Raw genomic sequence first — 26,277 nt, 5'->3', positions numbered from 1 at the left:
ACTTTCCTCCGGTATTTTGGACAGAAGATAACATGATATTGGCAACTGTAGACTAGATACTTAATATTTTTATACTGTTTACCATGGTTTTTAATTTCCATATAACCAGTATATTATATATGGCGCTCGTATATAATCTTCGCGTATGTTCTAAAATAGTATCGGGAGAGTTGACGGCATTCATCCCACCGCTAAAGCGAGTGGGCTTTCTGCCTTATCCCCGTAATTTTAAAAAGGAATTGTAAGATTATAATTCCGTGTAAATTTCCCTTAGCATAAGTGCGTCCTGTTCAAGAACAGGGCTTTCAAGTATCACCCGACCTCCGGCTTTGAATTCTTTTAAAGCCCTCATAAGTTCGGGGTAACTGAAGTCCGATTCTCTAAGGTTCAGATGTTTCTTTTCTCCGTTGATGCCATATTCCACTCCTGCGATATGCATGTGCATGTTTGAAAGCCCCTCTTTTCCAAGGCTTTCCTCAACCCCGGAGAGAATTTCCGTAAACTCGGGGTAGGAATTTTCCTTTCCTTCCCTTGCATGCAGATGGCAAAAATCAAGGCAGGGCCTAACTCCTTCGATTTCTGCACTCAGCGCAAGCACTTCTTCAAGCGTTCCAAACTGCGTACGCTTGCCCATAGTTTCAGGGCGCAGTATTGCGGGGATGCCTTCGTCCCGGAGCTGTCCGGTAAGCGTTTTCAGGGCTTTTGAGACGCTCTCAAAGGTATGCTTTTTGCTGCTTTTCTGATAGAAACCTGCATGCAGCACAATGGATTCGGCCCCGCAGAGGCTGCCTATCCTTGAGGCCTGGTAGATCCTCTCAAGGCTTGCCTTTAATTTTTCTTCGTCATAAGAATTCAGGTTAATATAGTAGGGTGCATGGACACTCAGGGCTACTTCTTCTTTCTTTGCGGTTTCCAGGACGTTTTTTGCCCCTTTTTCACCCATGCGCACTCCCTGGACAAACTCAAGCTCCATACAGTCAAGGCCAAGTTCTCTGATCCGTTTGATTCCTGAGATACTGCTTGTTCCTTTTGTGCTTCTCGGAATTCCCCCGGTTCCGAAAAGCAGTTGTTTTGAGGGCATTTTCCGGTATCCTTAGAAGATTCCAATAAAATCCTTTAGCTGCTTTGCCCTCTCAGTAGATAGCTTTTCGGTAACTACTGCGATCAGCTCTTCAAGGTCTTCGTCCAGGGATTGGACATCCTCCTTTCCTTCCAGTGCAAGCCCTACAAGGTAATCAAGTTCCTCGGGGCTTAGCCTCTCCAGCCTTTTCCTGAAATCTTCCGACGACTCGGCAAACTTGTGTGAAACCGGGCGCAGGATAAAGGGAAACTGATGCCCTGCTTCCCTGGAAGTTAATCTTCCCCCTGCTTCAGGAGCAAGCTTGTTAAAAATCTCAATATCCTTTCGTGTGAATTCTCTGGGCATACTATCACTTTATGATCCTGTCCTGATTTATAGCTATTTAAATACTAAATAGTGCAGTGCTAGAGTCGAATGTTTCTTTCTCGATGTTCTTTTCCCCTGAAAACCGCAGCTCAAGCGGGCGAGCGCTTGGAGTTGAAATGTTTCTTTCTCGATGTTCCTTTCCCTTGAAAACCGCAGTTCAAGCGGGCGAACGCTTGCGCAGATTAAGCGGGCAAGCGCTTGAAGTCGAAATGTTTAGTGCTCGATGTGTCTTCTCAGTCTGCCGTGCCTGTCAATCTCCCCTTTTGCAATTCTCGTTGAGGAAATCGGGATTTCATCTTCAGCCATTACGTATTCAACGTGTACGATTTCCAGGGGCTTCTTACTTTTTTCTTCCCTGATTCGATTGATTTTAACGGCAACCGGATAAGTTTCAGGAGAAACGATTATAAAGTCAAAGTCCTCTTCGATAGTGGGGCCATAGGGGTCATTCAGCTTTGTAATTTCATACCTGTCATCCGGATATCCCTTTGCTTTTATGTACTGCAGCAGCCGGGTCCTCCTTTTTTCATAATTATCGACGTCGTGGCTTTTACTCAGCATCTCGTCTGAGGTAAGCCCTATGTGGACTTTTCCATCCTCTGCTATCTCAAATGCTTTTTCAATCAGTTTGGCGTGGCCGTCATGAAAATACTGAAACGTACCGCCGACTGCGACCTTTGGCATGATGGGTGATAATCTGCCAAGTAAAAAGAAGTTTTGGTTTTTCTCCGGCTTTCCGGGAATTTTCACACTTTTTTCCGTTTTTTCTCTCTTTCTTTTCACTTTCTTTTCACTTTCTTTTCTCTTTTTTTTAAATGTGAGTGCCAGAAAAAACCTTCTTAGTTTTTCCCCGGTTTGCCTTATTTCCCGGCAATAAAACCGTGTTTTACAGGCGCTTTAGAATACTTTCACTCTGCCTCCTCTAGTTATATATACCTGCAAAACTATTGTGGAGCAACTGTTATGCACCTTATACAAACATGTGCATCTTAGGAGAATTTGTAATGAGCGAAATAGCACTCGAAGATCTGCCCGGAGTTGGCCCTGCAACCGCAGAAAAACTCAAAGAAGCCGGATTTAACACCATTGAAGCAGTGGCTGTAGCCTCTCCTTCTGAACTTGCAACTACAGCCGAAATCGGGGAATCGACGGCTGCAAAGATTATTAATGCTGCAAGGCAAGCTGCTGATATTGGAGGCTTTGAGACCGGAGATGTCGTGCTTGAAAGGCGGAAATTGGTAGGCAAGCTGACCTCTGGTTGTACGGAATTTGATGAAATGATGGGTGGGGGCGTAGAAACCCAGGCAATTACCGAACTTTACGGAGAATTCGGTTCCGGAAAGACCCAGCTGGCCCACCAGCTTGCCGTGAATGTCCAGATGGACAGGGAACACGGAGGGCTTGATGGTTCGGTCATCATAATCGATACTGAAAATACTTTCAGGCCTGAGAGGATTACCCAGATGGTAAATGGGCTTTCCGAGAAATACGGCATGGAACTTGACCCGGAAGAGTTCCTCCAGAATATCCATGTCGCCAGAGCATACAATTCCAATCACCAGATACTTCTTGTGGACTCTGCAACAGACCTGGCAAACGAGCTTCGGGAGATGGGCAAACCCGTTAAGCTACTGATTGTTGACTCGCTTATGGCTCACTTCAGAGCCGAATACGTAGGAAGGGGAACCCTTGCCGACCGGCAGCAGAAGCTCAACAAGCACATGCACGGTCTGCTCCGTTTTGGGGATCTCTTCAATGCCTGCGTAGTTGTAACAAATCAGGTCATGTCAAAACCTGATGCCTTCTTTGGTGATCCCACAAGGCCCGTCGGAGGACACATTGTAGGACACACAGCAACCTTCAGGCTCTACCTGCGGAAATCGAAAGGAGAAAAGAGAATCGTCCGGCTTGTGGACTCTCCGAACCTGCCCGAAGGAGAAGCTGTTATCGCAGTTACTACAGCAGGACTCACGGATCAATGAAATTGATGGATCAATGAAATTGATAAGTAAACGTTAAATATATTCGAAGGTGGGTAGGGAAAGGTTTTATCTACCCATTTCCAATCTTTTTTTGATGAAATTCAAAGCCATTGTTGCTGACATTGACGGGACAATTACCTGCGAGAAAAGGGAACTTCATCTGGGGGCTGTCAAAAAGATCCGTTCTCTTAAACTTCCTTTCGTGCTTGCCACAGGAAACATTCTCTGTTATGCAAGAACGACTTCAAGGCTTATCGGCCTGGAAGGGGCCGTGATTGCTGAAAACGGAGGGGCTGTAACTGTCCGCTACGATCTGAAAGGCACTTACGAGGAAAGCCTTGAGGAATGCGAGAAAGCCTTTTCTTTTCTTTCCCGGTATTTCAAGCTCACCAAACTTGATCCTCACTACCGGAGAACCGAGATTGCCCTGAGAAGGGACTTTGACCTTCAAAAAGCCAGAACTCTTCTTGAAACCCAGACTTTTGACGTCGAAATGATTGACACTAAATACGCTATCCATCTCAAAAGCAAGAAAATCAACAAAGGGGTCGGCCTTCAGAAACTTGCAAGCATGATGGGCTTGAAACCCAGGGATTTCGTAGCGATAGGGGATTCCGCAAACGACGTGGAAATGTTTGAAGTTTCAGGCTTCGGGATCGCAGTCGGCAACGGCGACGAAATAATAAAGGAAACCGCGGATTATATAACAAAAGCCACCTTTGGAGACGGAGCCATCGAAGCCTTCGAATTTCTTGAATCAAAAGGCTGGATTTAAAATTCCAAATTTAAAAAAACCATTCTGGCGAGTCCTTTATCTAAATCCCGGAAGTTGAGTCTTAAAATCAGGGATTCACTCTTATTTACTTCCAGATCCGAACAAATCTTTCATCCCGAGCTCCCATTGACCCCATAACTCTTCCATGTTATTACTTTTCTTTAATATTTCAAAAACAGTCGGATTTGGCTCTATGAATATTACGGGATTATCTTCTTCTCCAAGCTCTTTTTTAATTGGCTTTGCAATCTTTTCTTCATATATGGAAAACTGAGCGTCCAAACCCGGCTTATTACCTCTTGCATCTAACCTTATCCATCGATTCAGGTCTTTCAAATATACCGCGTTTAAGCCGTGAAGGAACTTTTTGTTAACGTCACCACTTGAGGAAAGTTTCTGATAACAGAATCCGGTCGGTATCCCGAAAAACCTCAGCATTGCTGCAAACAGGTGAGCTTTGGCACAGCATATCCCGTGGCCGGCTTCCAGAACCTCCGACGCCTTACAGGTACCCTCTTCTGCACCTATATCCCCTGAATGATGAATTTCGTCCCGAACGAACTCATAAACTTTCTTAATCAAGCTGATTTCGTCTTCAGTGCCTTTCTGCAGTTCAAGGCATTTCTCAACAATCAGCCTGTGATCGTAGTTTATTACTTCACTCTTTTTTATGTAGTCCTGAAGATTATTGCTTTCAACATGCATCTTACTTACCTATCAATAGCTACTTCAATAATTCTTCTCTATGGATTTGAATCTTACAGGGAACTACTCTTTTTTATTAGTACAAACATATAAATAATCATAAATCTCGTTTCAAAAGGATTTACCGAACAGAAAATAAACAGCATTGGAGGGCTCATTGTTTGATAAATGCTTTTTCAGGATTCTCTTTTCAGGATGTCTTAACTGAGTCCGGCTAAATGAGATCCAAAAATTGAGGGTGGGGGTAGCGATATGGTAGAGGGTGAAACCTTAGGGGATAAAAAAGTAGAGGATGAAATCCAAACTATACAGAGAAATATCGAAAAAGATTTATTCGATGAACAAAGCAAAATTCTGGATAGATTTTATTCGCTGATAACCCTGACATTTACAGCATTTGGTTTCTCTATTACAGCTCTTACATTTTTTTTCGGTAGGGGAATCCCTAGCTTCCGTGAAGCTCTTCGTTCTTATCATATCTATTTTTCTTTTCTTTGTATATTTATGGCTTTTTTAATCTCAATTATTAATGTGCTGGCAATATTTCACCACAGAAAGCTAGTAAGAAAGGGTAACACTGTAGGATATAGAGAGGATAACGAACTGGTAAACAATAATTTGAAATTATATCTAGCTATCTCAAGGCAAAAAAATTACTATGTAATCGCAATTACTTTAATTGGACTTGGACTTACATCCTTCATTAATCACTTTTCACAGCATCGTGCCATATCCGTTGCGCTTACTACCGGATTTGTTGTGATTGTATTGTTGCTAATACGCAATTCTCGCAGGTATCTTTCCTAATTTACTACAAAGATGGTTCGGCGTAACATAAGGGAAATAACCTTCAAGATTCTCTTTTCAGGATTTTTCTAATCTTTTTTCTCAGGACTCTTTTTAAGGATTCTTTTTTCTGGATATACTAACCAAATTTTTTATTAGTTTTATCTTAAAACATTACTAATTTGCAATTATATATTGATACAAAATCGAAGGAATATGTTAATTATTAACACATTTTAATAGAATCATGTTAAAATTTAAATAGTATCATTACAATAGTCATACTGACGAAAAGTTCGGCTTCCTGAAGGAAGCTTTAAAAGCAATTGATTTTCCTGCGAGACAGGAAGATCCTGTTAAGCGTTAAGGATACAATGCCAGAGACGACATTCTGCGGGCGGAATCTAGATAATCTGCGGAAAAGGAGAATAGAACACTGCTGGTGTCGCCAGGGAATTTAAAGGAAATTAAACAAAATAAAGGGGAAATATTATGGAAAATGAGAGTAAAGGTGAAAGTATTAAAGAACTCCCTTTGGAAATTCAGGAAATATTAAAAAATACCGATTTTCCTGTAAACAGGAACGAGATTATTGAGCAAGAGAGGAAGAGAGGAGCAATCCCTGACATACTGCGGGGACTTGGCATGCTTCCTGACAAGGAATACAATAGCGCTGAGGAAATTGCCAGGGAACTTCACATGATTTATATGGGGGTCCCCTCCTAAAAAACGTAACTTATTTTTTTTATTTTTTAGGAATGGTTAAGAAATAACTTCAAATTTTCACTCTAGAAATCCCACAACAGCTAATCCAGATAATTCATTGGTGTAATGTCGGAACAGGGCATCGATTTTAGCTTTAATGCCAGAAATCTGGGACTATTTTTGCTCCAGAATCGACAGCATACAGGCAAGAAAATCCCTTAACCGACTGCCAATGAATTGCAATTATTTTTTTGAGCTTGACTCCCGTTTCTCTATAGTCATTTTGCACAGCATTATGTTCTGTTCTTCGTATGGAGAACTGGTCATTCAGACCTGACTTATTGCCTCTTGTATCTAACCTTATCCATCGGTTTAAATCTTCTAGATATACAACAGCGTTTAAGCCGTGCAAGACTTCCTGCATTAGATGACAATAACAGAAAGCCAATTTGCCGTATATTAGACAGCATATTATCAAAGTCAAATTATAACTTGACTTTTATATAAAATAAACATTTTCATATAGTAAGGGAAATAATACATTCATAATCATTACTGTCTCTAAAGAGATAATATGAGATATTTTTGAAAAATAGGTCTTTGCAAAGATTATTTTTTTAATTCATTTCGGGGAGGAATTAATATTAAGAGAAGAAGCAAGACTGATATTGCAGGAGAGATTCTAAGAGTGGCAATTAATGGGGCGAAGAAAACTCACATTGTATGTGAGGCAAATGTTAACTTTAATATTGCCTCGGAGTATCTGGAAATGCTAAGCAAAAAAGAACTCATTAGGCATGAAAATGGGTTTTTCATTACTACTGATAAAGGAAAAGTTTTTCAGGAAATTGCTAAAGAACTAAAACTTTAAACTTAGTTCTATTAACGTTCTAACTTTTGTTACACTCTGTCATGTAAGTCAACGTTTATTTATAAAGCTCATCCCAAAGCCAACTTTATTCTCAAAAACCGATAAGGTTTCAAAATATTTTCCATGATCTAAAACCCGGTTGATAATTCGGAAGACAGAATTCAGGAAGCAATATTGAGTTTTGGGATCAGCCAAATATAAGATGAGTTACTCATACGATTGAAGGAAAAGTATCCTGCCATTTTTGAAGAGCCTAATAGATGAACCCTGAATTCATCTATCTTTATGAAAACGCTAACTTCACCATCAGGGGAAAACAACCTTTTAAGAACCTGTATTCCCTGTTCACAAGTTGAGGCAACGTAAAGCAGTAAATTACAAAAATATCGTATTATTTACTGCTGTTGATTTTGTATTTAACGTAAACGCAGGTTTGTATTAACCAAAAAACGATTCAGCATCTACAGACATTTCAATATCTTTATTTCAATATCTTTATTACTTCATCAGACATCAAACTATTGACATCAAACTATTGAGGTGAACAAATGCCGGCAAGAAAAGTAAAGAATGATAATAAAGAAAAAGAATTAATGGAAAAACTGGAATCAATCGAAGAAAAAAAAGAAGATACGGCAGAACAAATAAACATTGAAGAGGAACCCGATGAAAGTAAAAGGCCTAAATAAACGGTATATTACAGGCAAAAGACTTGATTTAATATTTTTGATGGGTTGAATTCATTCACATTTATATATCTTTTTTAACTACAATCAAAACAAGGGGAAACGGATAGCAGTTTTCTCTTGATTGTATAGTTATAAGATCGTAGATAATCATAGATAGATCATAGATATCTTAGACAGAAAATACATAATTTAGTATACTTTTTTACATATTTGCCTATAATTGCCTATGATTTTAATATAGTTGTCTATTCCTGGACAATTGTATCATTTAAGAATAAACTCCTTCATAATTTGGAGCTACAATTGAAACCAGATTGAAGTAATTTCCAGCCTCAGCTTCCATCATTCCAATATCCCTGCGAGCATAGTCGTTATCGCACGAAAGCCAGTCCTGCCAGGCTTCTTCAAAACAGTTTAGCTCTTTGCATTCCTGAATCCTTACCGAATCGGAAGTTTTCCATGGCTTATACCACCAGTCGCATGAATGGAAATTCATGTCATCAAACCAGTATGGGAGTAATTCTGCCTGAGCTCCATCTGTGAATTCCTTTTTCAGCCCCGGATCTGCAACTGCTATTTGCCCTCTTTTTTACAATCGGAGCAAGATAGTCTGTCAAATAATTTTCCTCAACCCCGAAATAGTGATAGGCATCCACACATATGGCAAGGTTAAAAAAATCATGAGCAAACGGTAAACATGGGCATCTGTATGTATCGGTATTATTCTATCTTCCAGTCCCATCGACTTGATCCTTTCATAATTTTCTGTTGCACTAATCCAGAGGTCAGTTGCAGAAACCGTAACATCGTATTCTTTTGCCAGAAATATTGAGGTCAGCCCTTTCCCACAGCCAGGATCAAGTACTCTCATCCCTTTTTCAAGCTTCAAAAACTCAGACAGCTCTTAGCTCTTCAATAATCTTCAATGAGTTTGGGCCCATCATATTTTCTTTAAGAAAATCCGTATCATACTTTCTGCTCTCTTTTTAAGCATCAGCTTGACCACCTGCCATTTGTTTATCTATTCCTTTTATTCTATACAGTCTGGTCTTTATAACTGTCGTTAACTGTCGCAGGCATGTTGTCGGAAGTAAATATTTACCCCCGATTAATTCAGCAGATTTCATTTTTAGAAAAAGATGAATCGAATGCTCTTCAGGGGAGGTTCGAGAGTAAAAGCTATAATTTTGGAAAAATAGTCTGTCTGAAATATTGAAAAAAGTAATTTTTCTCCCGAAGCGGAACTCGGAAGCCGCAACTCGGCGGCACAATTCGGGGTGTCCTCCCGAGTCCCGTCTAGGGAGTTTTTAGTTTAACTTTGCTTTCATCTTGTCAATTATTATGTAGTCCTTGATGGCACTTACGGAAGCGAAAGGAATAAGGATAAAGTTGTCCGCTTTCCTGTATCTGGAAGTGTCAAAATTGGGATTCGGGGTGACCATCAGGTCAATGATGTTTCCCCCTTTGATCTCGACTACAATGTTGCTCAGCGTTCCTATCTCTGTTCCGTCGGTAGCCATTACCTGCTTGTTAAAGAGAAGGTTCCTTGCAAATACTTTCGACATTTTTATCTTATCTCCGTTCGCAGCGTATTATGCGGGTTTGGGTAAAACTGGCTTTTCATTTTAAATATTTTATTCCATTTGAAACCAGATTCTTTAAAACTTTTTCCTTTTAAAATTTGCTCTTTTAAAGAGCTACTCCTTTAAATTCTTACCTGTATCCAACATAACCAGCTGTTTCTGTAAGTTTCTGGCCTCCCTTGAACTGTGCCTCGATCTTCTCATAGAACTGAGCAATGTTCTCCGTAATGGTGGGTTTTACCTTTTTCAGGGCTTCCCTGAAGTGTCTCATTTCTATGTTTTCGACATCGAAGTTCTCCCTGAGGGCAATCATTACGGCTTCCCTGCATACGGACTCGATATCGGCGCCCACGTACCCCTCAGTTATATCGGCGAGGGTTTCAATGTCCACATCGTTAGCAAGGGGTGTATCCTTTGTGTGGATCCTGAATATCTTGAGCCTGCCCTTACGGTCAGGAGAACCTATATAGACCAGCCTGTCAAAACGTCCTGGGCGCAGAATTGCAGGGTCCAGAAGGTTAGGGCGGTTAGTTGCGGCAATTACCACCACGTCCCTGAGGGCTTCAAGCCCATCCATCTCGGCCAGGAGCTGGTTCAGAACTCTCTCTGAAGTGCGGCTGTCCGTGGACTCCATCCCTGGCATTGAGGCAACCGAATCGATCTCGTCAAAGAAAATCACACATGGAGCAACCTGCCGGGCTTTCTTGAAAGTTTCCCTGATAGCTTTTTCCGATTCCCCAAGCCATTTCGAGAACATTTCAGGCCCTTTGACACTTATAAAATTAGCATTGGATTCCTTGGAAACCGCCTGGGCTATAAGAGTCTTTCCAGTCCCTGGCGGGCCGTAAAGCAGGATCCCCCTTGGAGCTTTTATGCCCATTTTAATGAACTTCTCCGGGCTTTTAATGGGCCACTCAACAGCCTCAATAATGGACTGTTTTGCTTCATCCAGCCCTCCTACATCGTCCCAGTTAACTGTGGGCGTTTCCACGAAAATCTCTCTCAGAGCCGACGGTTCGGCCTCCATCAGGGCATCTTCAAAGTTCCTCTTGGTTACAACGATTTTTTCCAGCCTCTCAGGCGGAATTGCTTCCTTTTCGAGGTCAAGGTCAGGCAAATTTTCCCTGAGGCACCGCATTGCTGCTTCCTGCACAAGAGCCAGCAGGTCCGCGCCCACAAAGCCCTGTGTCCTTTCAGCCAGATACATCAGGTATTTGTTTGTCTTTTCTTTCCTTTCTCTCTCCAGGGTAGCTTCATCGATTTCGATTTCGACTTCCCCGGCTTCTTCAGCCCCTGAATCTCTCTCTATGGGCATTCCCCTTGTATGGATCTGCAGGATTTCGTACCTGTCCTTGGTATCAGGCACACCTATATGGATTTCTCGATCAAAACGGCCTGGTCTCCTGAGCGCGGGATCGATTGCATCCACACGGTTTGTGGCCCCTATAACCACAACCTGCCCTCTCTCCACCATTCCGTCAAGCAGGGTAAGGAGCTGGGCGACCACTCGCCTTTCCACTTCCCCTGTCACATTTTCCCTTTTTGGGGCAATTGAATCGATCTCATCAATGAAAATGACCGAGGGAGCGTCCTGGGTTGCCTCTTCGAAGATCTTCCTGAGCCTTTCTTCACTTTCTCCGTAGAACTTCCCTACAATCTCAGGGCCGGCAATGTAATGAAAACTTGCTCCGGATTCATTGGCTACGGCTTTTGCAATCAGAGTCTTCCCGGTTCCGGGCGGGCCGTAGAGAATAACTCCTTTAGGAGGCTCGATATTAAGGTGGCCGAAAAGCTCAGGATGTTTCATGGGCAGCTCTATCATTTCCCGGACCCGCATGATCTCATCCCCGAGGCCTCCTATGTCTTCATAGGTGGTTACGCCCCGGGTTGCTTTTTCGTACCCCTGTACCGGCTTTTTGCGAAGTTCGATAAGCGTTGCTTCCGTAATAAGGACAATTGTGTTTGAAGGTTCGGTCTCAACAGCAACCAGAGGGATTACCTGGCTTGTAGTCAGAGATTCTGTCATTGGCTGAGACATCGAATTTATTATAGGAATAATGTCTCCCCTGAAAACCGGTCTTTTGAGGATATGCCGCTTTATGATCTCATTTGCATGTTCCCCGAACTGAAGTTCAGGCCCCCCCTGCGTCATGCTTTCCGGAAGCGCCAGAATAAGTTTCTTTGCTTCCGGGGCTTCAACCTTTCTGATGGTTACCTTCTCTCCTATGGAAACGCCTGCATTTTGCCGGATGAAGTTATCAATTCTCACAAGTCCCTGATCCCAGTCCTGCCTGTCAGCTCTCCATACCTTTGCCGTGGTCTTTTTCTTCCCCCTTATTTCCACGATATCGCCTGGTGAGAGCTGAAGTTTCAGCAAGGTTGTAGGGTCAAGTCGGATAATTCCTCTTCCAAGGTCGATAGGATATGCCTTTTCAACCTTCAACTGTATTTCTTCCATAGATCATCCCGAAAATAGTTGTCTTTTTGATTGTAATTTTTATTTAAAGATTACATAAAATGAACGGACGCCGGGTTTTTCAGATTCTTCCGGACTGCATATTATGGAACTACCTGTCTTCTATATTAGATGTCTTTTTATTTCAATGCCTTTGATAAGGGAGATTTTTACCCCGGAAGGTTTGTTGCGGAACATCCTGGTTCTTGAATTCTCTCTCCAGGCTTCCTATCCTAACATACCCCCTTTTATGCTCTGTACCCTGTCCGGACAATAGATCTGTCAGCTAGAGGTACATTTGATAATCAGTTATTTATATTATATTGCGTGGGATATATTGCTCCCTATATCTTCCATTTATTAAATAAGTTTACCCTAACTCTGTTTTTTTCTGAGGATTTATATATCTGAAGCTTCTGTGTATAAAATTGTTTAATCCTCAAACCAGACACTTAAACCTGATACCTTTCGAATATATCATCACGGGGAGTTTGAATTCTCAGGAGCTTGAATTATCAATCAGGAGCTTGAATTCTCAGGATCCTCAATTCTCAAGGTCTTGAGACCATTTAGAATATATACCTGACGAATACCCAGGAATTGACAGCATGAACCTTGAAATCGCGCAGAACAGGATTATTGATTTTATCCGGAACGAAACCCGTAAAGCAGGTGTAAATGGAGCTGTTGTAGGTATCAGTGGGGGAATAGACTCAGCCCTTGCCGCAACGCTCACCGTAAAAGCTCTGGGAAAAGATAAAGTGCTCGGAATCCACATGCCCGAGTCCGGCCTTACCCCTGCTGAAGACAGTAAAGATGCAAAAGCTCTTGCAGACTGGCTGGGTATCGAGTTTCGAACTATTGATATTTCAGGAATTATTTCGGCTTTCATGGCTGCAGTCCCTGAGAGTGAATCTGCAGACCGGCTCTCCATGGGCAACCTGAAAGCGAGGATCAGGATGTCCCTCCTCTACTTCCATGCAAACCGGATGAACCGTATGGTCATAGGGACGGGCAATAAAACCGAGATCCTGCTTGGCTATTTCACGAAATATGGGGACGGCGGGGTTGATCTCGAACCCATAGGCGGGCTTTATAAAACCGAAGTCTGGGAGCTCTCTCGATGGCTTGGGGTTCCGGAACCTCTTATCACGAAAAAACCTTCTGCAGGTCTCTGGGCAGGCCAGACCGATGAAGCTGAACTTGGAATCTCTTACGTAAAAGTGGATGAAGTGCTCAGAAGGCTTGAGAAGAATGAAAATCTTGAAACCATTCTGAACACGCTCGGGGTTTCTAAAGAACAGCTGAATTCAGTTATTAACCGCATCGAGAAAAGCGAACATAAAAGAAAAGCTCCTCCCGTACCTCCCGAATTCCGCAAGCCTTTTTAAATAAGGCTTGTCCACAAATTTTTAGAAAAAGGCTTGATCGCAAACCTTTTAAAAAAAGGTTTGATCGAAAAACCCCTGGCAACGGCGTGATCAACCGGCCCAACGGTTGCGGCCCAACGGTTGAGGCGCAACGGTTGAGGCGCAACGGTTGCAGCTCAACGTTTGAAAGGCAGCTTTTACGCCTCAGATTCTTCTTAACGGGCAGGATGGATTTTGAGATCGGATTTCTGTTCCCTGACCAGGGGTTTTGCAAGATGTCTGCGGGCGCAGGGGGGGACTTCATATGATCCTGCTTCAAGGTCTCTTTTTATTTCACAGATGATTTTTGAGGCGGCCTGAGTCCCGCATTTTTTACAGCGAAAACCCTGGGCCTGGCCTGATGATTTCATATTTTTTCCGCAGCTCGGGCATTTCGGGTTTTCTTCTTTATAAAGGGGGGCGAGCGTTTTTATTTCAATTTTTTCGATGTTGAGGGTTCCGGAATTAACACTTCCCGACAGTGCAACTTTATCTCCGGGCCTGAGCTTTCTTATAAGCAGCCGGAAATTCTTTGTGGGTTCGAAGGCTGCGCAGTCGATTCCGTTTCCTTCCGTGTCCCTTATGGGAAAGATAACATGCCCGCCGGGGATGGTTTTGGGAACGGCTGAAACCGTGCCTTCGAGCCTGTAAGAATGCATGTCCTGGATTTCGGCGAGATTTACTGCAGGCAGCAGGTGCATATCAGTGCCCTGGTTTGTCCTGTATACGGCAGAACGCTCAACAGGTTCAGCCCTGATCAGGGATGCGGCTTCACTAACTATGATCGGATTTTCTCCCCTGATTCCGAAAAGCACGGGATCGGCCGAGTGAGGTACGCAGACAATAAGCCTGTTTTTAAGGTCAACGGTGTCCCAGGTTTCAGGATAGGTCTTCCTGTCGGCTTCAAAGAAACTTTCCTTTTCTATCTCGCGTGGGGTTCCCCATCTTTCCTTCTGCCTGTAAGCCAGGTGCTCGAAAGTGTGTTCCCAGACTTCGAGGTTTAGCATAGCCCCGCAGGCTGCAAGGGCGCCTATCAGTCCTCTTCCGTTTTTAAAGCCTTTTGAAGAAATTCCGTATTCCGAGATAAGATTTTTCGCATCCTGTATTTCAATAACGTCCCTCACGGCTTTCTCCAGAAAGTTCCTGAGGACAGGTCTGAGTTTCTCGTAATCTTTTTCCAGGATAAAAACCGCGCCCGGATTGGTCTTTTCGCATTCCATGCGTGCAAGTGCTTCTATTCTGGACAGCACATGGGCGATTACTTTTTCCGGGCAGCCAGTCTTGATTCTCAGGGCTACTGCAGCATTTCCTCTTGTTTTATAGGGAATTGTCGGGTTCAGGCGTATAAGGAGCGGAAAAGTCTCTACAGTTCCGCAGGTTTTAAGTTCTTCCAGCAGCAGAGCTCCCAGATATGTTGTGCACATTCCTTCGTTTGAATCAGTATCATCAATTCCGATAATCATTTTTCTTCGGTTCCAGTTTTTGCCTTTTAGTTTCCCAGATGCGTTTCCGATAGATACAGTTTTCGTTACTCTCCGGCGCATTTTTGCACTGCATGGATTATCAAAAGTAAAGAAAAATATATATAGATGTTCAAACAGAGATTGATATCGGAATGACAAAAGAAGTTCTCATACATCAAATTATTGATGTATTGGCACGTGCAGGTTTTGCACTCTCCGATCGCTGCAATATTCGTCCGAGGAGTTTTGACGTTGCCGCACGGAAAGATGAGACACTATTACTTTGCAAGGTTTTATTTAATATTGACGGCCTGAATGAAGAAACTGCCAGGGAAATGAAATACCTGGCTGAATATCTTGGAGGTTCTGCTATTGTTGTGGGGGCAAAGACCAGAGATCAGATGCTTGAGGATAGCGTCGTGTACATGCGTTATGACATCCTTGCCCTGAATGTACAGACTCTTCACGACTACTTTATTGAAAATGTTCCTCCCCTGGTTTCAGCAGCTCCGGGTGGGCTATATGTCTCCATAGAGGGAGATCTCCTTAAAAAAGCCAGGATGGATCAGTCAATGTCTCTTGGGACTCTTGCTGCCATGGTAGGGGTTTCAAGGAGAACTATCAGCAAGTATGAAGAAGAGGGCATGGACGCGTCGATAGACGTCGTGCTCCAGCTGGAGGATATTTTCGGCGTTGAACTGGCAAGGCCCATTAATATCCTGAACTCCTGCGGAAGCAGGAAACCCCGAAAGAAAACAGAACCCGATACAGAAGAGCAGACAAAATCCTCCAGGCTTTTGCCGGAAGATTTGATCCTTAACACCATTTCCATGCTTGGTTATGATGTCCTTCATACCGCACAGGCTCCTTTCAAGGCTATCTCACGGGACAAGTCCTCAGTTATTCTTACAGGAGTCAGCGAATTCAATACGACCGTAATCAAGCGAGCTCATCTTATGAGCAGCATTTCCTGTGTCACTGAGACACAATCCGTATTTATCATCAACGGAAGTTCCAAAATAAAATCCGTAGAAAAAACAGTCCTGATCGAGAAAAAGGAACTTGACAAGATAAGTGATTCTCAGGAGCTTCTTAATTTTATAGAGGAGCGTAGAGATACTCACGACGAGACGTGAGCCTCCCGGATCCCGCCCGAATCCATCTCGGGAAGACGGCCCGGAATGTACTTAGACAGAGTTGTGGCTCCCGAATTGCGCCTCGGCAGAGTTGCGCCTCGCCCGAATTGCGCCTCGCCCGAATTGCGCCTCGGGAGTACGCCGCCCTTTTCGCTCACTTCGTTCGCTCAAGAGGGCTAATTTAAAGTATCTATAACTTTAAACTGAGCTCTCCGTAGGGGGCTGATTATAGGATTATATCTTTTCCGCGATTGCCGGGTTTTTGATGGTCGAATTTGTTTACGGCTTTTAAAAGGGCTGAAAATTAATGCAATGATTTTATAATGTCGGATGCTGGATTTTTTTCCGGTTGGATATTCTGGCGCTGACAATTTTTTGGATTCTATATTTTCGGAATGTTTGTTTAGCGGATTTTTGAGCTTACTTTATGGGATCGGGCAAAAACAGGCTGGTCGGATATGGCATAGATCCAAAAACCTAATATAGCACTGTTTTAATCTAAAAGCTTCGATGACGGTAAAGATTGCAGTGCTGGTTTCTGGAAGGGGTTCGAATCTCCAGGCGATAGTGGACAGCATTGAAAAGGGTTACATAAAGAATGCGGCAATTAATGTGGTTATCTCCAATAAGGCAAATGCCTATGCGCTCGAACGTGCAAGAAAACATGGAATAAGCACGGTTTTCCTTGATCCGGGCGAATACGACCGGGCCGAATACGATACGAAGATCCTGAATGTTCTGAACCAGTACGATACTGATCTTCTTCTGCTTGCAGGTTACTTCCGACTTTTAGGAAACGAAATAATTGAGGTTTACAGGAACAGGATTATGAATATTCATCCTTCTCTTCTTCCGGCCTTTAAAGGGCTTCACGCCCAGAAGCAGGCCTTCGAATACGGGGTGAAAGTTGCAGGGTGTACCGTGCACTTTGTAGATGAAGGGCTGGACTCAGGACCAATAATCCTCCAGAGCTGCGTGCCTGTGCTCCCCGGGGATACGGAAGAAACCCTTACTGCCAGAATCCTGGAACAGGAACATATTATCTATCCTGATGCAGTCAGGTTATTTACCGAGGGTAAACTTAAAATTGAGGGCAGAAATGTAGTAACCCGGATTATTTGAGCAAATGCTTAAGATCAAGCAAAACCGGAATAGATTTTACCGAGTAATAACCTCATTAATCCCTGATAGTTATAAATAATTCAAACTTATAGGTATTCCACGAAGTCTAACAGGCCATACGGGCTTTCCAGATTTCGAAAATTCCCTCTCTTTAAGATATTGAGGAGCTATTTGCCGGAAGTTCTGAAATTTCAGTACGAAATCCCCCCATCAGGAAGGTTTAGAGCCTGTTTGATTCCACTCCCGCTTATCCGGCGGTCTCACCGCTGAATGCCCCCTACCTCTTGAGTAGCTTTCAGGCTGTCAGGCAGCTCCTGCATATGCATACGTTAGCATTAATCAACCCATCAACCCAAATTACAAAAAACTCTTGATTTTGAACAATTTTATATGAACAGGTTACAGGTGACAGTAATGTCTTATATTGAAAAAATTGATCCGGAATTGTCCGAGGCTATCAAGAAAGAAGCCGAGCGCCAGGAATATAAATTGAACCTCATTGCATCCGAAAATTATGCTAGCAAAGCCGTTATGGAAGCTCAGGGCTCGATTCTGACCAACAAATATGCCGAAGGGTATTCCGGTAAGCGATACTACGGCGGCTGCGATTTCGTGGACGTCGCTGAAGACCTTGCGATTGCCAGGGCAAAGAAGATTTTTAACGCAAATTACGTAAACGTCCAGCCTCACTCGGGTTCAGGGGCGAATATGGCTGTCTATTTCTCGGTATTGCAGCCTGGAGACACCATCATGTCCATGGACCTCTCGCACGGCGGGCATCTTTCCCATGGCAGCCCGGTGAGTTTTTCCGGAAAGCTCTATAATATTGTGCCTTACGGGGTCAGTAAAGAGACTGAAATGCTGGACTATTCCGAACTTCTTGAGAAGGCAAAGGAATGCAAACCGCAAATGATTGTCTGCGGGGCCTCAGCTTATCCTCGTGAAATCGATTTTAAGCAATTCCGCGAGATTGCTGACGAGGTCGGAGCTTACCTGCTTGCAGACATTGCCCACATTGCAGGGCTTGTAGTTGCAGGTGTGCACCAGAGCCCAGTGCCTTATGCGGATTTTGTTACCAGCACGACCCACAAGACCCTTCGAGGCCCCAGAGGCGGAATGATTATTTCCAGGACAGAAGAACTTGCTACCGGAATTAACAAGGCAGTTTTTCCTGGCATTCAGGGGGGCCCTCTAATGCATATCATAGCCGGAAAGGCCGTGGCTTTTAAAGAGGCCATGAGTGAGCAGTTCAAACAGGATCAGGCCCAGACCGTGAAGAACGCAAAAACTCTCTGCAAATGTCTTAAAGAGAAGGGCTTTGATATCGTTTCTGGCGGCACGGACAATCATCTTATGCTTGTCAATCTCAATAATCTGAATATAACAGGCAAGGATGCAGAAGCTGCCATGAGCAAGGCCGGAATTATTGCGAACAAGAACACGGTGCCTTTCGAGACCCGCAGCCCATTTATCACGAGCGGAGTAAGGCTCGGAACCCCTGCCTGTACCACAAGGGGTATGAAGGAAAAGGAAATGGAATTAATTGCCGACTATATCGAGATCGCGATCAAAAATGCAGAAAACGACAATCTCCTGTCGGAAACAAGTGGCAAGGTCAGGGAACTCTGTTCAAAGTTCCCTGTTTATTGCTAATCGAAGAGGTTGGGGTGCTTTTACCAATGTCAGCTGAAGGCTATGAATCACGAATCATAGACGGGAAAATTCTTGCAAAGCAGATTGAAGACGAAGTAGGGTCAGGAATCGAAGACCTGGAAAGCGGCCGTGGAGTCACGCCTGGGCTTGCCACCGTCCTTGTAGGCGACGATCCTGCTTCCAGAATGTACGTCCGCCTGAAACATAGAGCCTGCGAACGTGTGGGCATCCGGGCAGAAGACCACTTCCTTCCGGCAGAAACCAGTCAGGAGGACCTTCTTTCCCTGATCGATACTCTTAATAAAAATAAGGATGTGCACGCAATCCTGCTTCAGCTCCCGCTTCCGAAGCACCTTTCCCCTCAGGAAGCAATGGAAGCTATAGCCCCTGAGAAAGATGCGGATGGCTTTCACCCCTACAATATGGGAAAGCTGATGATCGGGGACGAAGGACTTGTTCCCTGTACTCCGCATGGGATTATCCGGGCGCTTGAAGAATATGATGTGCCTGTCAAGGGCAAAAACGTGGTTGTTGTCGGGCACAGCAATGTTGTTGGAAAACCCATGGCAGCAATGTTCCTAAACAGGAATGCAACCGTCTCGATTTGCCACGTATTCACAGACGACCTTAAGAAATATACTCTCGGCGCCGATATCCTGGTAGTTGCGGCCGGAGTCAAACACCTTATCAAAGCCGATATGGTAAAGGAAGGGGCAGTAATCTTTGATGTGGGCATTACCCAGGAAAAAGATCGAATATACGGAGACGTAGATTTCGAGAATGTGATCAAGAAGGCTGCCCTCGTTACACCTGTACCTGGCGGAGTAGGTCCTGTGACAGTTGCCATGCTTATGAAGCATGTACTTAGATGTGCAGAGAAGAACTTCTGAAACTTTTCTTTTTAAGGCTTCTTCATTGAAGCCTTTTCTTTGTTAATATATAGTTAGAATAGAGAAGGAAAACAGGAAGAAAAACATATAACGATTAAATCTTTGTTCCCGGTTACTTCAAGACCCATCTTTAAGACCCATCTTTATATCTTTTATTTGTACATTCTATCTCTGTTTTTACTTTAAGACAGCTCATACAATATTCTTCGGGGAAATCCGGCCCTGGAGAGACTTGAGGCAAGGGAATACTTTTCTTCTTCTGCTTCTCTGCTGGGAAACAGGCTTATTTCTCCTGCGGGCACACAATAAGGCACCGGCTCTTAGCTTAAACACAAATGTTGCTTTTTAGTCATCCTGCTATCATATTAAAACAAGAAAAGTTGTTTTTCCCAGTTGTGCCAGATCAGGAAATTCAGCCTTATTTTCTCCGTCTTGCCAGTTTACGATAATAGCAGTTGTTTTTTATAGACAATTTCTTAATTAATGTACAATATTGCTTTCCCAATTGTATCAAACTAATTCTACACATCAATATTTTTATGTATTATTGAAGCTTATTTTACTATAATAACAATTTACTACCAATAATATTCGAGACAATTATTGAGTTTATATCTATATGTTTGATACTATAAAATATTCGGCCGGTAAAACGAGACCCCTGGTAAGTCCTGTAGCTGGCTTAAACCCGTCTTAAATATGTCTTAAACAAATCTACCTGATAAATCCAGCTGATATGTATTAATTAATATATGATTACAGTGATTATTTATTTAATCCTGATAATAATCTATCAATTAAGCTCCTCCTGTTCGGAAGCTTCTGGTGACGGAATAAAAAAGTTTTTCACAGAATGCTGTAAAAGGTGCAATAAAGTATACTTTCACGATTCAAAGGCGTACCGTTGAAATCTCCGACAACTGAGAACATCTCTCTGAGTTCGGCTTCCGTCAATACCTGTTTACCAATATTATTAAGCGTCGGCTGGCATTACTTCACTTAAAACCTATATAGCCTGGTTGTCAAAAATGGTTGTTGATACTGATATCTGCGGTATGAAATTAGGAGACCAGTACCCCTCGCATGTAATGGGTGTTATTAACCTGAGCCCTGAATCATTTTACGAAAGCTCGGTCGTAAGCCCTGACTCTGCGCTTGAGATAGCTCTGAAAATGGTTAAAGACGGAGCAACTTTCCTTGATCTCGGAGGCCGTTCAACCTGGCGCTTTTCCGAACCTGTAAGCAGGAAAGAAGAACTTAAACGTCTTCTGCCAGTACTTGAAGTTCTGGAAGGCAATGTGGATGCTGTGATCTCAGTGGATACAATGTTCTCTGAAATCGCAGAAGAAGCTCTCAAAAAAGGAGCTCAAGTAATTAATGACGTCTCCGGTTTTACTGCAGACCCCAGAATGATTGAAGTAGTGGCAGACTACGGATGCCCTGCTGTTGTCATGGCATCGAATAAGGTTCCGGGCGACCCTCTCGGCATGGATTCCATTATCGGATCGCTTGACTCTATCATACAGGCCGCTGAAGCAGGCGGCATAAATCCGGAAAAGCTCATACTTGACCCTGCAATAGGCAGGTGGACCGACGAAAAGCTTCCCATCTATGACTTCGAAACTCTTGACGATTTTGAACGCCTTAAAATTTTTGAAAAACCTTTATTAGCAGCCCTCTCACGAAAATCTTTCATAGGAGACGTACTTGAAAAACCAGCTACTGAAAGGCTTTACGGCAGCCTGGCTGCAGCAGCTATTGCAGTTTACAAAGGTGCTCACATCATCCGTACGCATGATGTGCCTGAGACCTCTGATGTTGTAAAGCTTTCAGGAACTCTCAGGAGTCGGCCAAGTGTGGTAAGAGAGGGCAGGTATGAGGTCTCTGTGGTTGAGGTAAAAGCCCCGCAGGACGCAGCTATTGTAATGCGGAAACTTGGGGTAACCGGGATTGGCTCACAGGTAATGCAGAACAAAAGCGTCCATCTTATGCTGAAAATTCGTAATCTGACGACCACTGAGGCTTTAATAATAAAACAGGAAATGCTCGCCCGGGGAGGGGATGCGGCCCTGACAAGGGATGCAGTCTCCCATGAAACAGAGATGACTGATGTGCTTGTAATGGGCACTCTGCTTCAGCTTGGACGCCTTGCCAGGAAACTTGAAGGTCAGGCGCGTTCTCTTCCGCTTATTGCCGAAATGATCCGCGAATGTATTGTAAACCGGAGCGATCTGGAATATCGATATTTGAGGTAATTATGATTATAACTTCAGCAAAACCCCTTGAGGAAATCCTGGCCCTGTTAAAAGACGAAGACTATATCTTCGTTATCGGATGCAATGTCTGCGCTGCAAAACTGAAGACCGGTGGAGAACCCGAAGTGCTTGAGATGTGCAGACAGCTTGAGAAAAACGGAAAGCATGTAGTAGGCTGGGCTCTCCCCACCGCAGCCTGCAGCGTTCGGTCTTTTGACTCCCTGGTTCAGAAAAATGAAAAGATAAGTGAAGCGCGCTGCATCCTTGTGATGGGCTGCGGCAGTGGAATTTCAACGGTTGCCAGCGTAGCCGAAGTGCCTGTATTCGGTTCAAATGATACTCTTTCTCTGGGAGGTTCAAGTGAAGGTAAATTGATTTCAGACCAGTGTATAATGTGTGGGAATTGTACAATTGGTGAATTCGGAGGTCTCTGCCCTAAAGCGCAGTGTCCCAAAGGACTTCTGAATGGGCCCTGCGGAGGGGCTGTTGACGGGATGTGCGAAGTCAACAGAGAGAATGATTGTGTGTGGACCCTGATTTATAACAGACTGAAAAAAATTAAGAGACTTGATCTTCTTTACACGATCCACGGCCCTCAGGAACATGGATTTAAGTAACCTCATTTCTAATTCTTTTAATTTAATATAAATAACCTGGTTCCTGGTTTTTATTTAATTCAAATAATCTCATTTTTAATTTTTATTTATTTAGATGATTCCATTTCTACTTTCTTAATCAAGTGGAAGAAAGCCTTTCCTTGCTTTAGAGCTTTCATATCTCAGGACTTTTATATTTTCAGAGCTTAACAAGCGTATAAAACTTTTAAGAAAAACTCTGTTATGTCTATTGGATCTAATAAATATCCTCCAGGCTGCTCTTTATGGCCGGAAATCCTGGAAAATATTCTTAAAAATCTGAAAAGATCTTCATTTTAGGTATGGAAGGAGCGGAGGTGGAGGCAATTTGAAAATTCCACACCTTCCTATCCTGGAATAAAATCCGGCCGTCTGGAAGGCGGTTAATCAAGCCATTTGAGGGAACTGTTGGCGGAATTCGCGAGACCAGTAAGAAAGAAGATTATGAAAACAATTGCATTATTTTTATTTTCCAGCGTTTGGTATTAGTCAAGAAACCTGGTCTTCGTTACGTTGTCGTACCCCTCAGGAGCATGGTTTAAATAATTTCATTCCTAATATTCTTATTCAATGCTTTTTAATTTTCGTGAAAAACTGAATTCCAGCAAATTTCTGGTTACTGCCGAAGTCTCCCCTCCTAAGGGCACAAGATTTTCAGTCCCCCTGGAAGACGCTCGCCAGCTTAAAGGCATTGCAGATGCTCTAAATGTTACGGATAACCAGTGCTCGATTATGCACATGAGTTCCCTGGCTTTTAGCAAACTTCTGCTTGACGAAGGGCACGAGCCTATTATGCAGCTCACCTGTCGGGACAGGAACAGGATCGGACTTCAGTCAGATCTTCTGGGGGCGTATGCTCTGGGTATCCGGAATATCTGCTTGATGACAGGGGATTTTCCTTCGTGCGGAGATCACCCCGGTTCAAAGCCCGTATACGACCTCGATTCCGTACAGCTCCTGCAACTTGTCCGAAAACTGGATTCAGGCATCGATTTTGCAGGAAATAGGCTGGACGGAGGCACTTCTTTCTGTGCAGGTGCGGTCTCTGGCATAGACCCTGAAAAAACCATCCAGCTAATAAAGCTTGAGAAAAAGGTCAGGTGCGGAGCTGACTTTATCCAGACCCAGGCTGTCTATGATGTAGGCATGTTTGAAGAGTTTATGGAAGCTATAAGCCACCTTGATGTGCCTGTAATTGCAGGTCTTATCCCTCTTAAATCCCTGGGTATGGCGGAATTCATGAATAAGAATATTTCGGGAATTCGTGTGCCTGAAGAGATTATGCTCCGCATAAAAGATGCACCTGACCCGATCGAAGAAGGCCTTTTCATAGCTTCGGAAACTATAAAAGAGCTTATGAAACTCTCAAGAGGGGTTCACATTATGCCAGTAGGCTCCCATAAAAACACCCCAAAATTGCTTTCTATGGCTGGAATTTCCGGAAAATGATTCCGATAGGGGTTTAAATTACTCTCTGTACCGGAAGAATCTTTTTCCTCTTTTTCAATGGTAGGGTTTTGTATTTCCCTGATTTCGCGCCTGAATCTTTTATTCATATCGAGCACTTTATCTGCATATCTTCTCGCATCTTTTTTTAAGCCTTTGGATACATTTATCAATATCTTGCGGTATTTTACGATTTGATTTCGCATCTATTTTTGATTCAGCAAACCAGGTTAATCATTAGCTTCTAAAGGCAGCAGAATATGAGTTCAGAAAACACTTCCATCCAGATGTTTGGGATTAAGACCCCTATTATCCGGGAAGGGGACGATATCGTACAGATTCTAGAAACAGCTCTGGAGGAATCAGGTCTTGTTCCGGTTGACGGGGATATTTTCGTGCTTGCCGAATCTGCGGTTGGCACGGCGGAAAAAAGAGTTGTCAAACTTGCAAATGTCACTCCCGGCGAAAAGGCAAAGGTACTTGGGGAACAGTACGGGATCGATCCCAGGGAAATGGAACTCGTGCTTCAGGAATGCGATGAAGTTTTTGGGGGTGTGCCCGGAGCTGCCCTTACAATTACAAAAGGCGTTCTGGCTCCGAATGCCGGGATCGATGCTTCCAATGCCCCTGAAGGCCACGTAATCCTGCTTCCGGAAGACCCTCGAAAAAGTTCCGAAAATATCAGGAGCAGGCTTGAGCAGCGTTACACATGCAGGCTGGGGGTAATCGTAGGGGACAGCAGGACTCAGCCTCTCAGGCTTGGCTGCTCGGGAATCGCGCTTGGAGTTTCAGGCTTTGTGCCTGTCGAGGATGCAAGGGGAACTAACGATATCTATGGGAGGCCCCTCCGTATTACATATAAAGCTGTAGCAGATAATCTTGTCTCGGCTGCCGAACTCCTTATGGGAGAAGCCGGCGAAAGAGTGCCCTGCGTGCTTGTCCGGGGTGCTCCTGTAATTATGGTTAGCGAGTCTCCGGATATGCCAACGATCCCGATGGAAGGCTGTATGTATTTCGGCAACGTGATCAGAGGCAGAATCGGGGATAGAGGTGCCGAAAAAAACGAATGATTCTTTATTCAGTTTAAGTTTACTGATGCTTTCTCTTACGAATACGTTTACAGTAAAACCCACGAACCTGAGATAAGCGTTATATATTCTCGAAGATAATATATACAATTATTGAGTCCCGACCCTGTATTTGGTAAATCCAGCTTTCAGGTCGCCTATCATCAGGATTGGGTTTCCGGCAGCTTTGTCGTACAGGCCTTTGCAGGCAATATATGTGCGATCCTCTGTATGCTTCCCGGAGTGGATTAAACAAAAACAGAGAAAGTCTCAGACGTTTCAAAATATACAGGTGATTTTATGAAACCGATTCTATTGGACTTTTCCGCAACATGGTGTGGACCTTGCAGGATGCAAAAACCGATTCTTGAAGAGCTCGAGAAAAAGTACGGGGATAAGGTTGAATTCAAGGTTGTCGATGTGGATGAGAACCAGGAAATGGCCTCCAAATACGGCATACACGCGGTCCCGACGCTGATCATTCAGAAAGATGGGACCGAAGTAAAGCGCTTCATGGGCGTAACCCAGGGCAGTGTACTGGCGTCGGAGCTCGATAAGATTCTCTGACCTTCAGTTTTTCTGACAAAGGCCTCCCAGGATTCAAGAAACCTGGGGCTAATCTTTTTCCATACTTGTTTTTTGAGTTTTTTCTATAATTCCCGCTGCTGAATATTTTATCCCTACAGACGTGTCTATGCTTTCATGTAGTTTCTATTTTCTTTATAGGTAAGTTTTAATTCTTTTGTAGTAAGTCTTACTCTTTTACAGGTAAGTTTTATTTCTTTTATTGGTAAGCTTCATTTCTTTTACAAATAAGCAGTATTTCTTTTACAGGTAAATTTTATTTTTTTTACAGGTAAGCGCTTCGATAGCAATTTATCTGTTCACCACTGTTAACTGCCAATTATTTTTAAGTAAACTGCCCGTGATCGAATCTCTTTTATTCAGGACGGGCAAGTCTTATTGAGATGACTGGCTAAAAAGGCATGAGATCCTCATAAAGATCATAATAATTAAATCAGTTTACAGAAAAAAATTAAAAAAGTAGAAATGGAAAAAATCGAATCAAAATAGACGACGATTCGTAATAATTGTGTCTACTCCTCTTTCTTTATTTTCGTCTGCGGATTAAAGAAATATTTGGGGAATACAAAATCCAGAATACTATCCAAATAATGTTAGTTGAATAGGATAAATATTTAT

The 26,277-nt window shown here is 43.3% G+C and carries 26 protein-coding genes and 1 pseudogene; 17 read left to right on the top strand and 10 right to left on the bottom strand.

Annotation, left to right across the window (positions count from 1 at the left end; genetic code table 11):
* From ACPK8D_RS05020 to ACPK8D_RS05005, 4 genes and pseudogenes are all read right to left on the bottom strand, one after another.
* Window positions 1-101 (bottom strand): annotated as a pseudogene (locus ACPK8D_RS05020) (IS200/IS605 family transposase); the annotation flags it as partial.
* Between the two features lie 146 nt (window positions 102-247).
* The gene (locus ACPK8D_RS05015; RefSeq protein ID WP_424716749.1) at window positions 248-1,081 is read right to left on the bottom strand and encodes a TIM barrel protein; all 834 of its coding nucleotides are present in this window, start codon (window positions 1,079-1,081) and stop codon (window positions 248-250) included.
* A 12-nt stretch (window positions 1,082-1,093) separates the two neighbouring features.
* On the bottom strand, window positions 1,094-1,426 hold the full coding sequence (locus ACPK8D_RS05010; protein ID WP_424716748.1) for a hypothetical protein: 333 nt from the start codon (window positions 1,424-1,426) through the stop codon (window positions 1,094-1,096).
* A gap of 234 nt (window positions 1,427-1,660) precedes the next feature.
* Window positions 1,661-2,131, bottom strand: coding sequence for a phosphopantetheine adenylyltransferase (locus tag ACPK8D_RS05005; protein ID WP_424716747.1), 471 nt, complete (start codon window positions 2,129-2,131; stop codon window positions 1,661-1,663).
* Window positions 2,132-2,451: 320 nt separating this feature from the next.
* On the opposite strand from ACPK8D_RS05005, the gene radA reads away from it, so the two are divergent.
* Window positions 2,452-3,429 carry a DNA repair and recombination protein RadA gene (gene radA, locus ACPK8D_RS05000; protein WP_424716746.1) on the top strand — a complete coding sequence of 326 codons (978 nt, stop codon included), beginning with the start codon at window positions 2,452-2,454 and terminating at the stop codon, window positions 3,427-3,429.
* A 94-nt stretch (window positions 3,430-3,523) separates the two neighbouring features.
* The gene (locus tag ACPK8D_RS04995; RefSeq protein WP_424716745.1) at window positions 3,524-4,204 is read left to right on the top strand and encodes a phosphoglycolate phosphatase; all 681 of its coding nucleotides are present in this window, start codon (window positions 3,524-3,526) and stop codon (window positions 4,202-4,204) included.
* An 81-nt stretch (window positions 4,205-4,285) separates the two neighbouring features.
* On the opposite strand, the gene ACPK8D_RS04990 is transcribed toward ACPK8D_RS04995, so the two are convergent.
* A complete protein-coding gene (locus ACPK8D_RS04990; protein WP_424716744.1) occupies window positions 4,286-4,909 on the bottom strand; it encodes a transglutaminase-like domain-containing protein in 624 nt (207 codons plus the stop codon).
* A gap of 252 nt (window positions 4,910-5,161) precedes the next feature.
* Between ACPK8D_RS04990 and ACPK8D_RS04985 the strand changes: the two genes are divergently transcribed.
* From ACPK8D_RS04985 to ACPK8D_RS04970, 4 genes are all read left to right on the top strand, one after another.
* Window positions 5,162-5,716, top strand: coding sequence for a hypothetical protein (locus tag ACPK8D_RS04985; RefSeq protein WP_424716743.1), 555 nt, complete (start codon window positions 5,162-5,164; stop codon window positions 5,714-5,716).
* Between the two features lie 471 nt (window positions 5,717-6,187).
* Window positions 6,188-6,421, top strand: a complete 234-nt coding sequence (locus ACPK8D_RS04980; RefSeq protein WP_424716742.1) for a DUF2795 domain-containing protein — start codon at window positions 6,188-6,190, stop codon at window positions 6,419-6,421.
* Window positions 6,422-7,088: 667 nt separating this feature from the next.
* A complete protein-coding gene (locus tag ACPK8D_RS04975) occupies window positions 7,089-7,271 on the top strand; it encodes a winged helix-turn-helix domain-containing protein (RefSeq protein WP_424716741.1) in 183 nt (60 codons plus the stop codon).
* Between the two features lie 548 nt (window positions 7,272-7,819).
* Window positions 7,820-7,960, top strand: coding sequence for a hypothetical protein (locus ACPK8D_RS04970; protein ID WP_424716740.1), 141 nt, complete (start codon window positions 7,820-7,822; stop codon window positions 7,958-7,960).
* A 268-nt stretch (window positions 7,961-8,228) separates the two neighbouring features.
* On the opposite strand, the gene ACPK8D_RS04965 is transcribed toward ACPK8D_RS04970, so the two are convergent.
* The 4 genes from ACPK8D_RS04965 to ACPK8D_RS04950 all read right to left on the bottom strand — a co-directional run bounded on the left by ACPK8D_RS04965 (window position 8,229) and on the right by ACPK8D_RS04950 (window position 12,001).
* Window positions 8,229-8,456: a hypothetical protein gene (locus ACPK8D_RS04965; RefSeq protein ID WP_424716739.1), complete on the bottom strand. Its 228-nt coding sequence runs from the start codon at window positions 8,454-8,456 to the stop codon at window positions 8,229-8,231.
* A gap of 117 nt (window positions 8,457-8,573) precedes the next feature.
* Window positions 8,574-8,849 carry an SAM-dependent methyltransferase gene (locus ACPK8D_RS04960; RefSeq protein WP_424716738.1) on the bottom strand — a complete coding sequence of 92 codons (276 nt, stop codon included), beginning with the start codon at window positions 8,847-8,849 and terminating at the stop codon, window positions 8,574-8,576.
* A gap of 418 nt (window positions 8,850-9,267) precedes the next feature.
* Window positions 9,268-9,525 carry a PRC-barrel domain-containing protein gene (locus tag ACPK8D_RS04955; RefSeq protein ID WP_424716737.1) on the bottom strand — a complete coding sequence of 86 codons (258 nt, stop codon included), beginning with the start codon at window positions 9,523-9,525 and terminating at the stop codon, window positions 9,268-9,270.
* A 148-nt stretch (window positions 9,526-9,673) separates the two neighbouring features.
* Window positions 9,674-12,001 (bottom strand): CDC48 family AAA ATPase, encoded by a 2,328-nt coding sequence (locus ACPK8D_RS04950; protein ID WP_424716736.1) that lies wholly within the window; start codon window positions 11,999-12,001, stop codon window positions 9,674-9,676.
* A 605-nt stretch (window positions 12,002-12,606) separates the two neighbouring features.
* On the opposite strand from ACPK8D_RS04950, the gene ACPK8D_RS04945 reads away from it, so the two are divergent.
* On the top strand, window positions 12,607-13,389 hold the full coding sequence (locus ACPK8D_RS04945; protein WP_424716735.1) for an NAD+ synthase: 783 nt from the start codon (window positions 12,607-12,609) through the stop codon (window positions 13,387-13,389).
* A 194-nt stretch (window positions 13,390-13,583) separates the two neighbouring features.
* On the opposite strand, the gene ACPK8D_RS04940 is transcribed toward ACPK8D_RS04945, so the two are convergent.
* The gene (locus ACPK8D_RS04940; RefSeq protein ID WP_424716754.1) at window positions 13,584-14,870 is read right to left on the bottom strand and encodes a TiaS agmantine-binding domain-containing protein; all 1,287 of its coding nucleotides are present in this window, start codon (window positions 14,868-14,870) and stop codon (window positions 13,584-13,586) included.
* A 152-nt stretch (window positions 14,871-15,022) separates the two neighbouring features.
* Between ACPK8D_RS04940 and ACPK8D_RS04935 the strand changes: the two genes are divergently transcribed.
* The 10 genes from ACPK8D_RS04935 to trxA all read left to right on the top strand — a co-directional run bounded on the left by ACPK8D_RS04935 (window position 15,023) and on the right by trxA (window position 25,641).
* On the top strand, window positions 15,023-16,006 hold the full coding sequence (locus ACPK8D_RS04935; RefSeq protein WP_424716734.1) for a transcriptional regulator: 984 nt from the start codon (window positions 15,023-15,025) through the stop codon (window positions 16,004-16,006).
* Window positions 16,007-16,516: 510 nt separating this feature from the next.
* Window positions 16,517-17,128, top strand: coding sequence for a phosphoribosylglycinamide formyltransferase (gene purN / locus ACPK8D_RS04930; protein WP_424716733.1), 612 nt, complete (start codon window positions 16,517-16,519; stop codon window positions 17,126-17,128).
* 414 nt (window positions 17,129-17,542) lie between these two features.
* Complete coding sequence (glyA, locus tag ACPK8D_RS04925; RefSeq protein ID WP_424716753.1) at window positions 17,543-18,781, top strand: bifunctional serine hydroxymethyltransferase/L-allo-threonine aldolase; 1,239 nt, start codon at window positions 17,543-17,545, stop codon at window positions 18,779-18,781.
* A gap of 26 nt (window positions 18,782-18,807) precedes the next feature.
* Window positions 18,808-19,671, top strand: a complete 864-nt coding sequence (locus ACPK8D_RS04920; RefSeq protein WP_424716732.1) for a bifunctional methylenetetrahydrofolate dehydrogenase/methenyltetrahydrofolate cyclohydrolase — start codon at window positions 18,808-18,810, stop codon at window positions 19,669-19,671.
* Between the two features lie 1,028 nt (window positions 19,672-20,699).
* Window positions 20,700-21,926 carry a dihydropteroate synthase gene (gene folP, locus ACPK8D_RS04915; RefSeq protein ID WP_424716731.1) on the top strand — a complete coding sequence of 409 codons (1,227 nt, stop codon included), beginning with the start codon at window positions 20,700-20,702 and terminating at the stop codon, window positions 21,924-21,926.
* Between the two features lie 2 nt (window positions 21,927-21,928).
* Complete coding sequence (locus tag ACPK8D_RS04910; protein ID WP_424716730.1) at window positions 21,929-22,543, top strand: methylenetetrahydrofolate reductase C-terminal domain-containing protein; 615 nt, start codon at window positions 21,929-21,931, stop codon at window positions 22,541-22,543.
* A gap of 588 nt (window positions 22,544-23,131) precedes the next feature.
* Complete coding sequence (locus ACPK8D_RS04905) at window positions 23,132-24,010, top strand: methylenetetrahydrofolate reductase (RefSeq protein WP_424716729.1); 879 nt, start codon at window positions 23,132-23,134, stop codon at window positions 24,008-24,010.
* 257 nt (window positions 24,011-24,267) lie between these two features.
* Window positions 24,268-25,077 (top strand): coenzyme F420-0:L-glutamate ligase, encoded by an 810-nt coding sequence (gene cofE / locus ACPK8D_RS04900; RefSeq protein WP_424716728.1) that lies wholly within the window; start codon window positions 24,268-24,270, stop codon window positions 25,075-25,077.
* A 111-nt stretch (window positions 25,078-25,188) separates the two neighbouring features.
* Window positions 25,189-25,326 (top strand): hypothetical protein, encoded by a 138-nt coding sequence (locus ACPK8D_RS04895; RefSeq protein WP_424716727.1) that lies wholly within the window; start codon window positions 25,189-25,191, stop codon window positions 25,324-25,326.
* Window positions 25,327-25,374: 48 nt separating this feature from the next.
* Window positions 25,375-25,641: a thioredoxin gene (trxA, locus tag ACPK8D_RS04890; protein WP_424716726.1), complete on the top strand. Its 267-nt coding sequence runs from the start codon at window positions 25,375-25,377 to the stop codon at window positions 25,639-25,641.
* The last annotated feature ends 636 nt before the right edge of the window (window positions 25,642-26,277 follow it).

Source organism: Methanosarcina sp., assembly GCF_049706645.1.
Lineage (GTDB): Archaea > Halobacteriota > Methanosarcinia > Methanosarcinales > Methanosarcinaceae > Methanosarcina.
The sequence above is the reverse complement of the archived record's forward strand: the minus strand, read 5'-3'. Positions and strand labels throughout refer to the sequence as shown.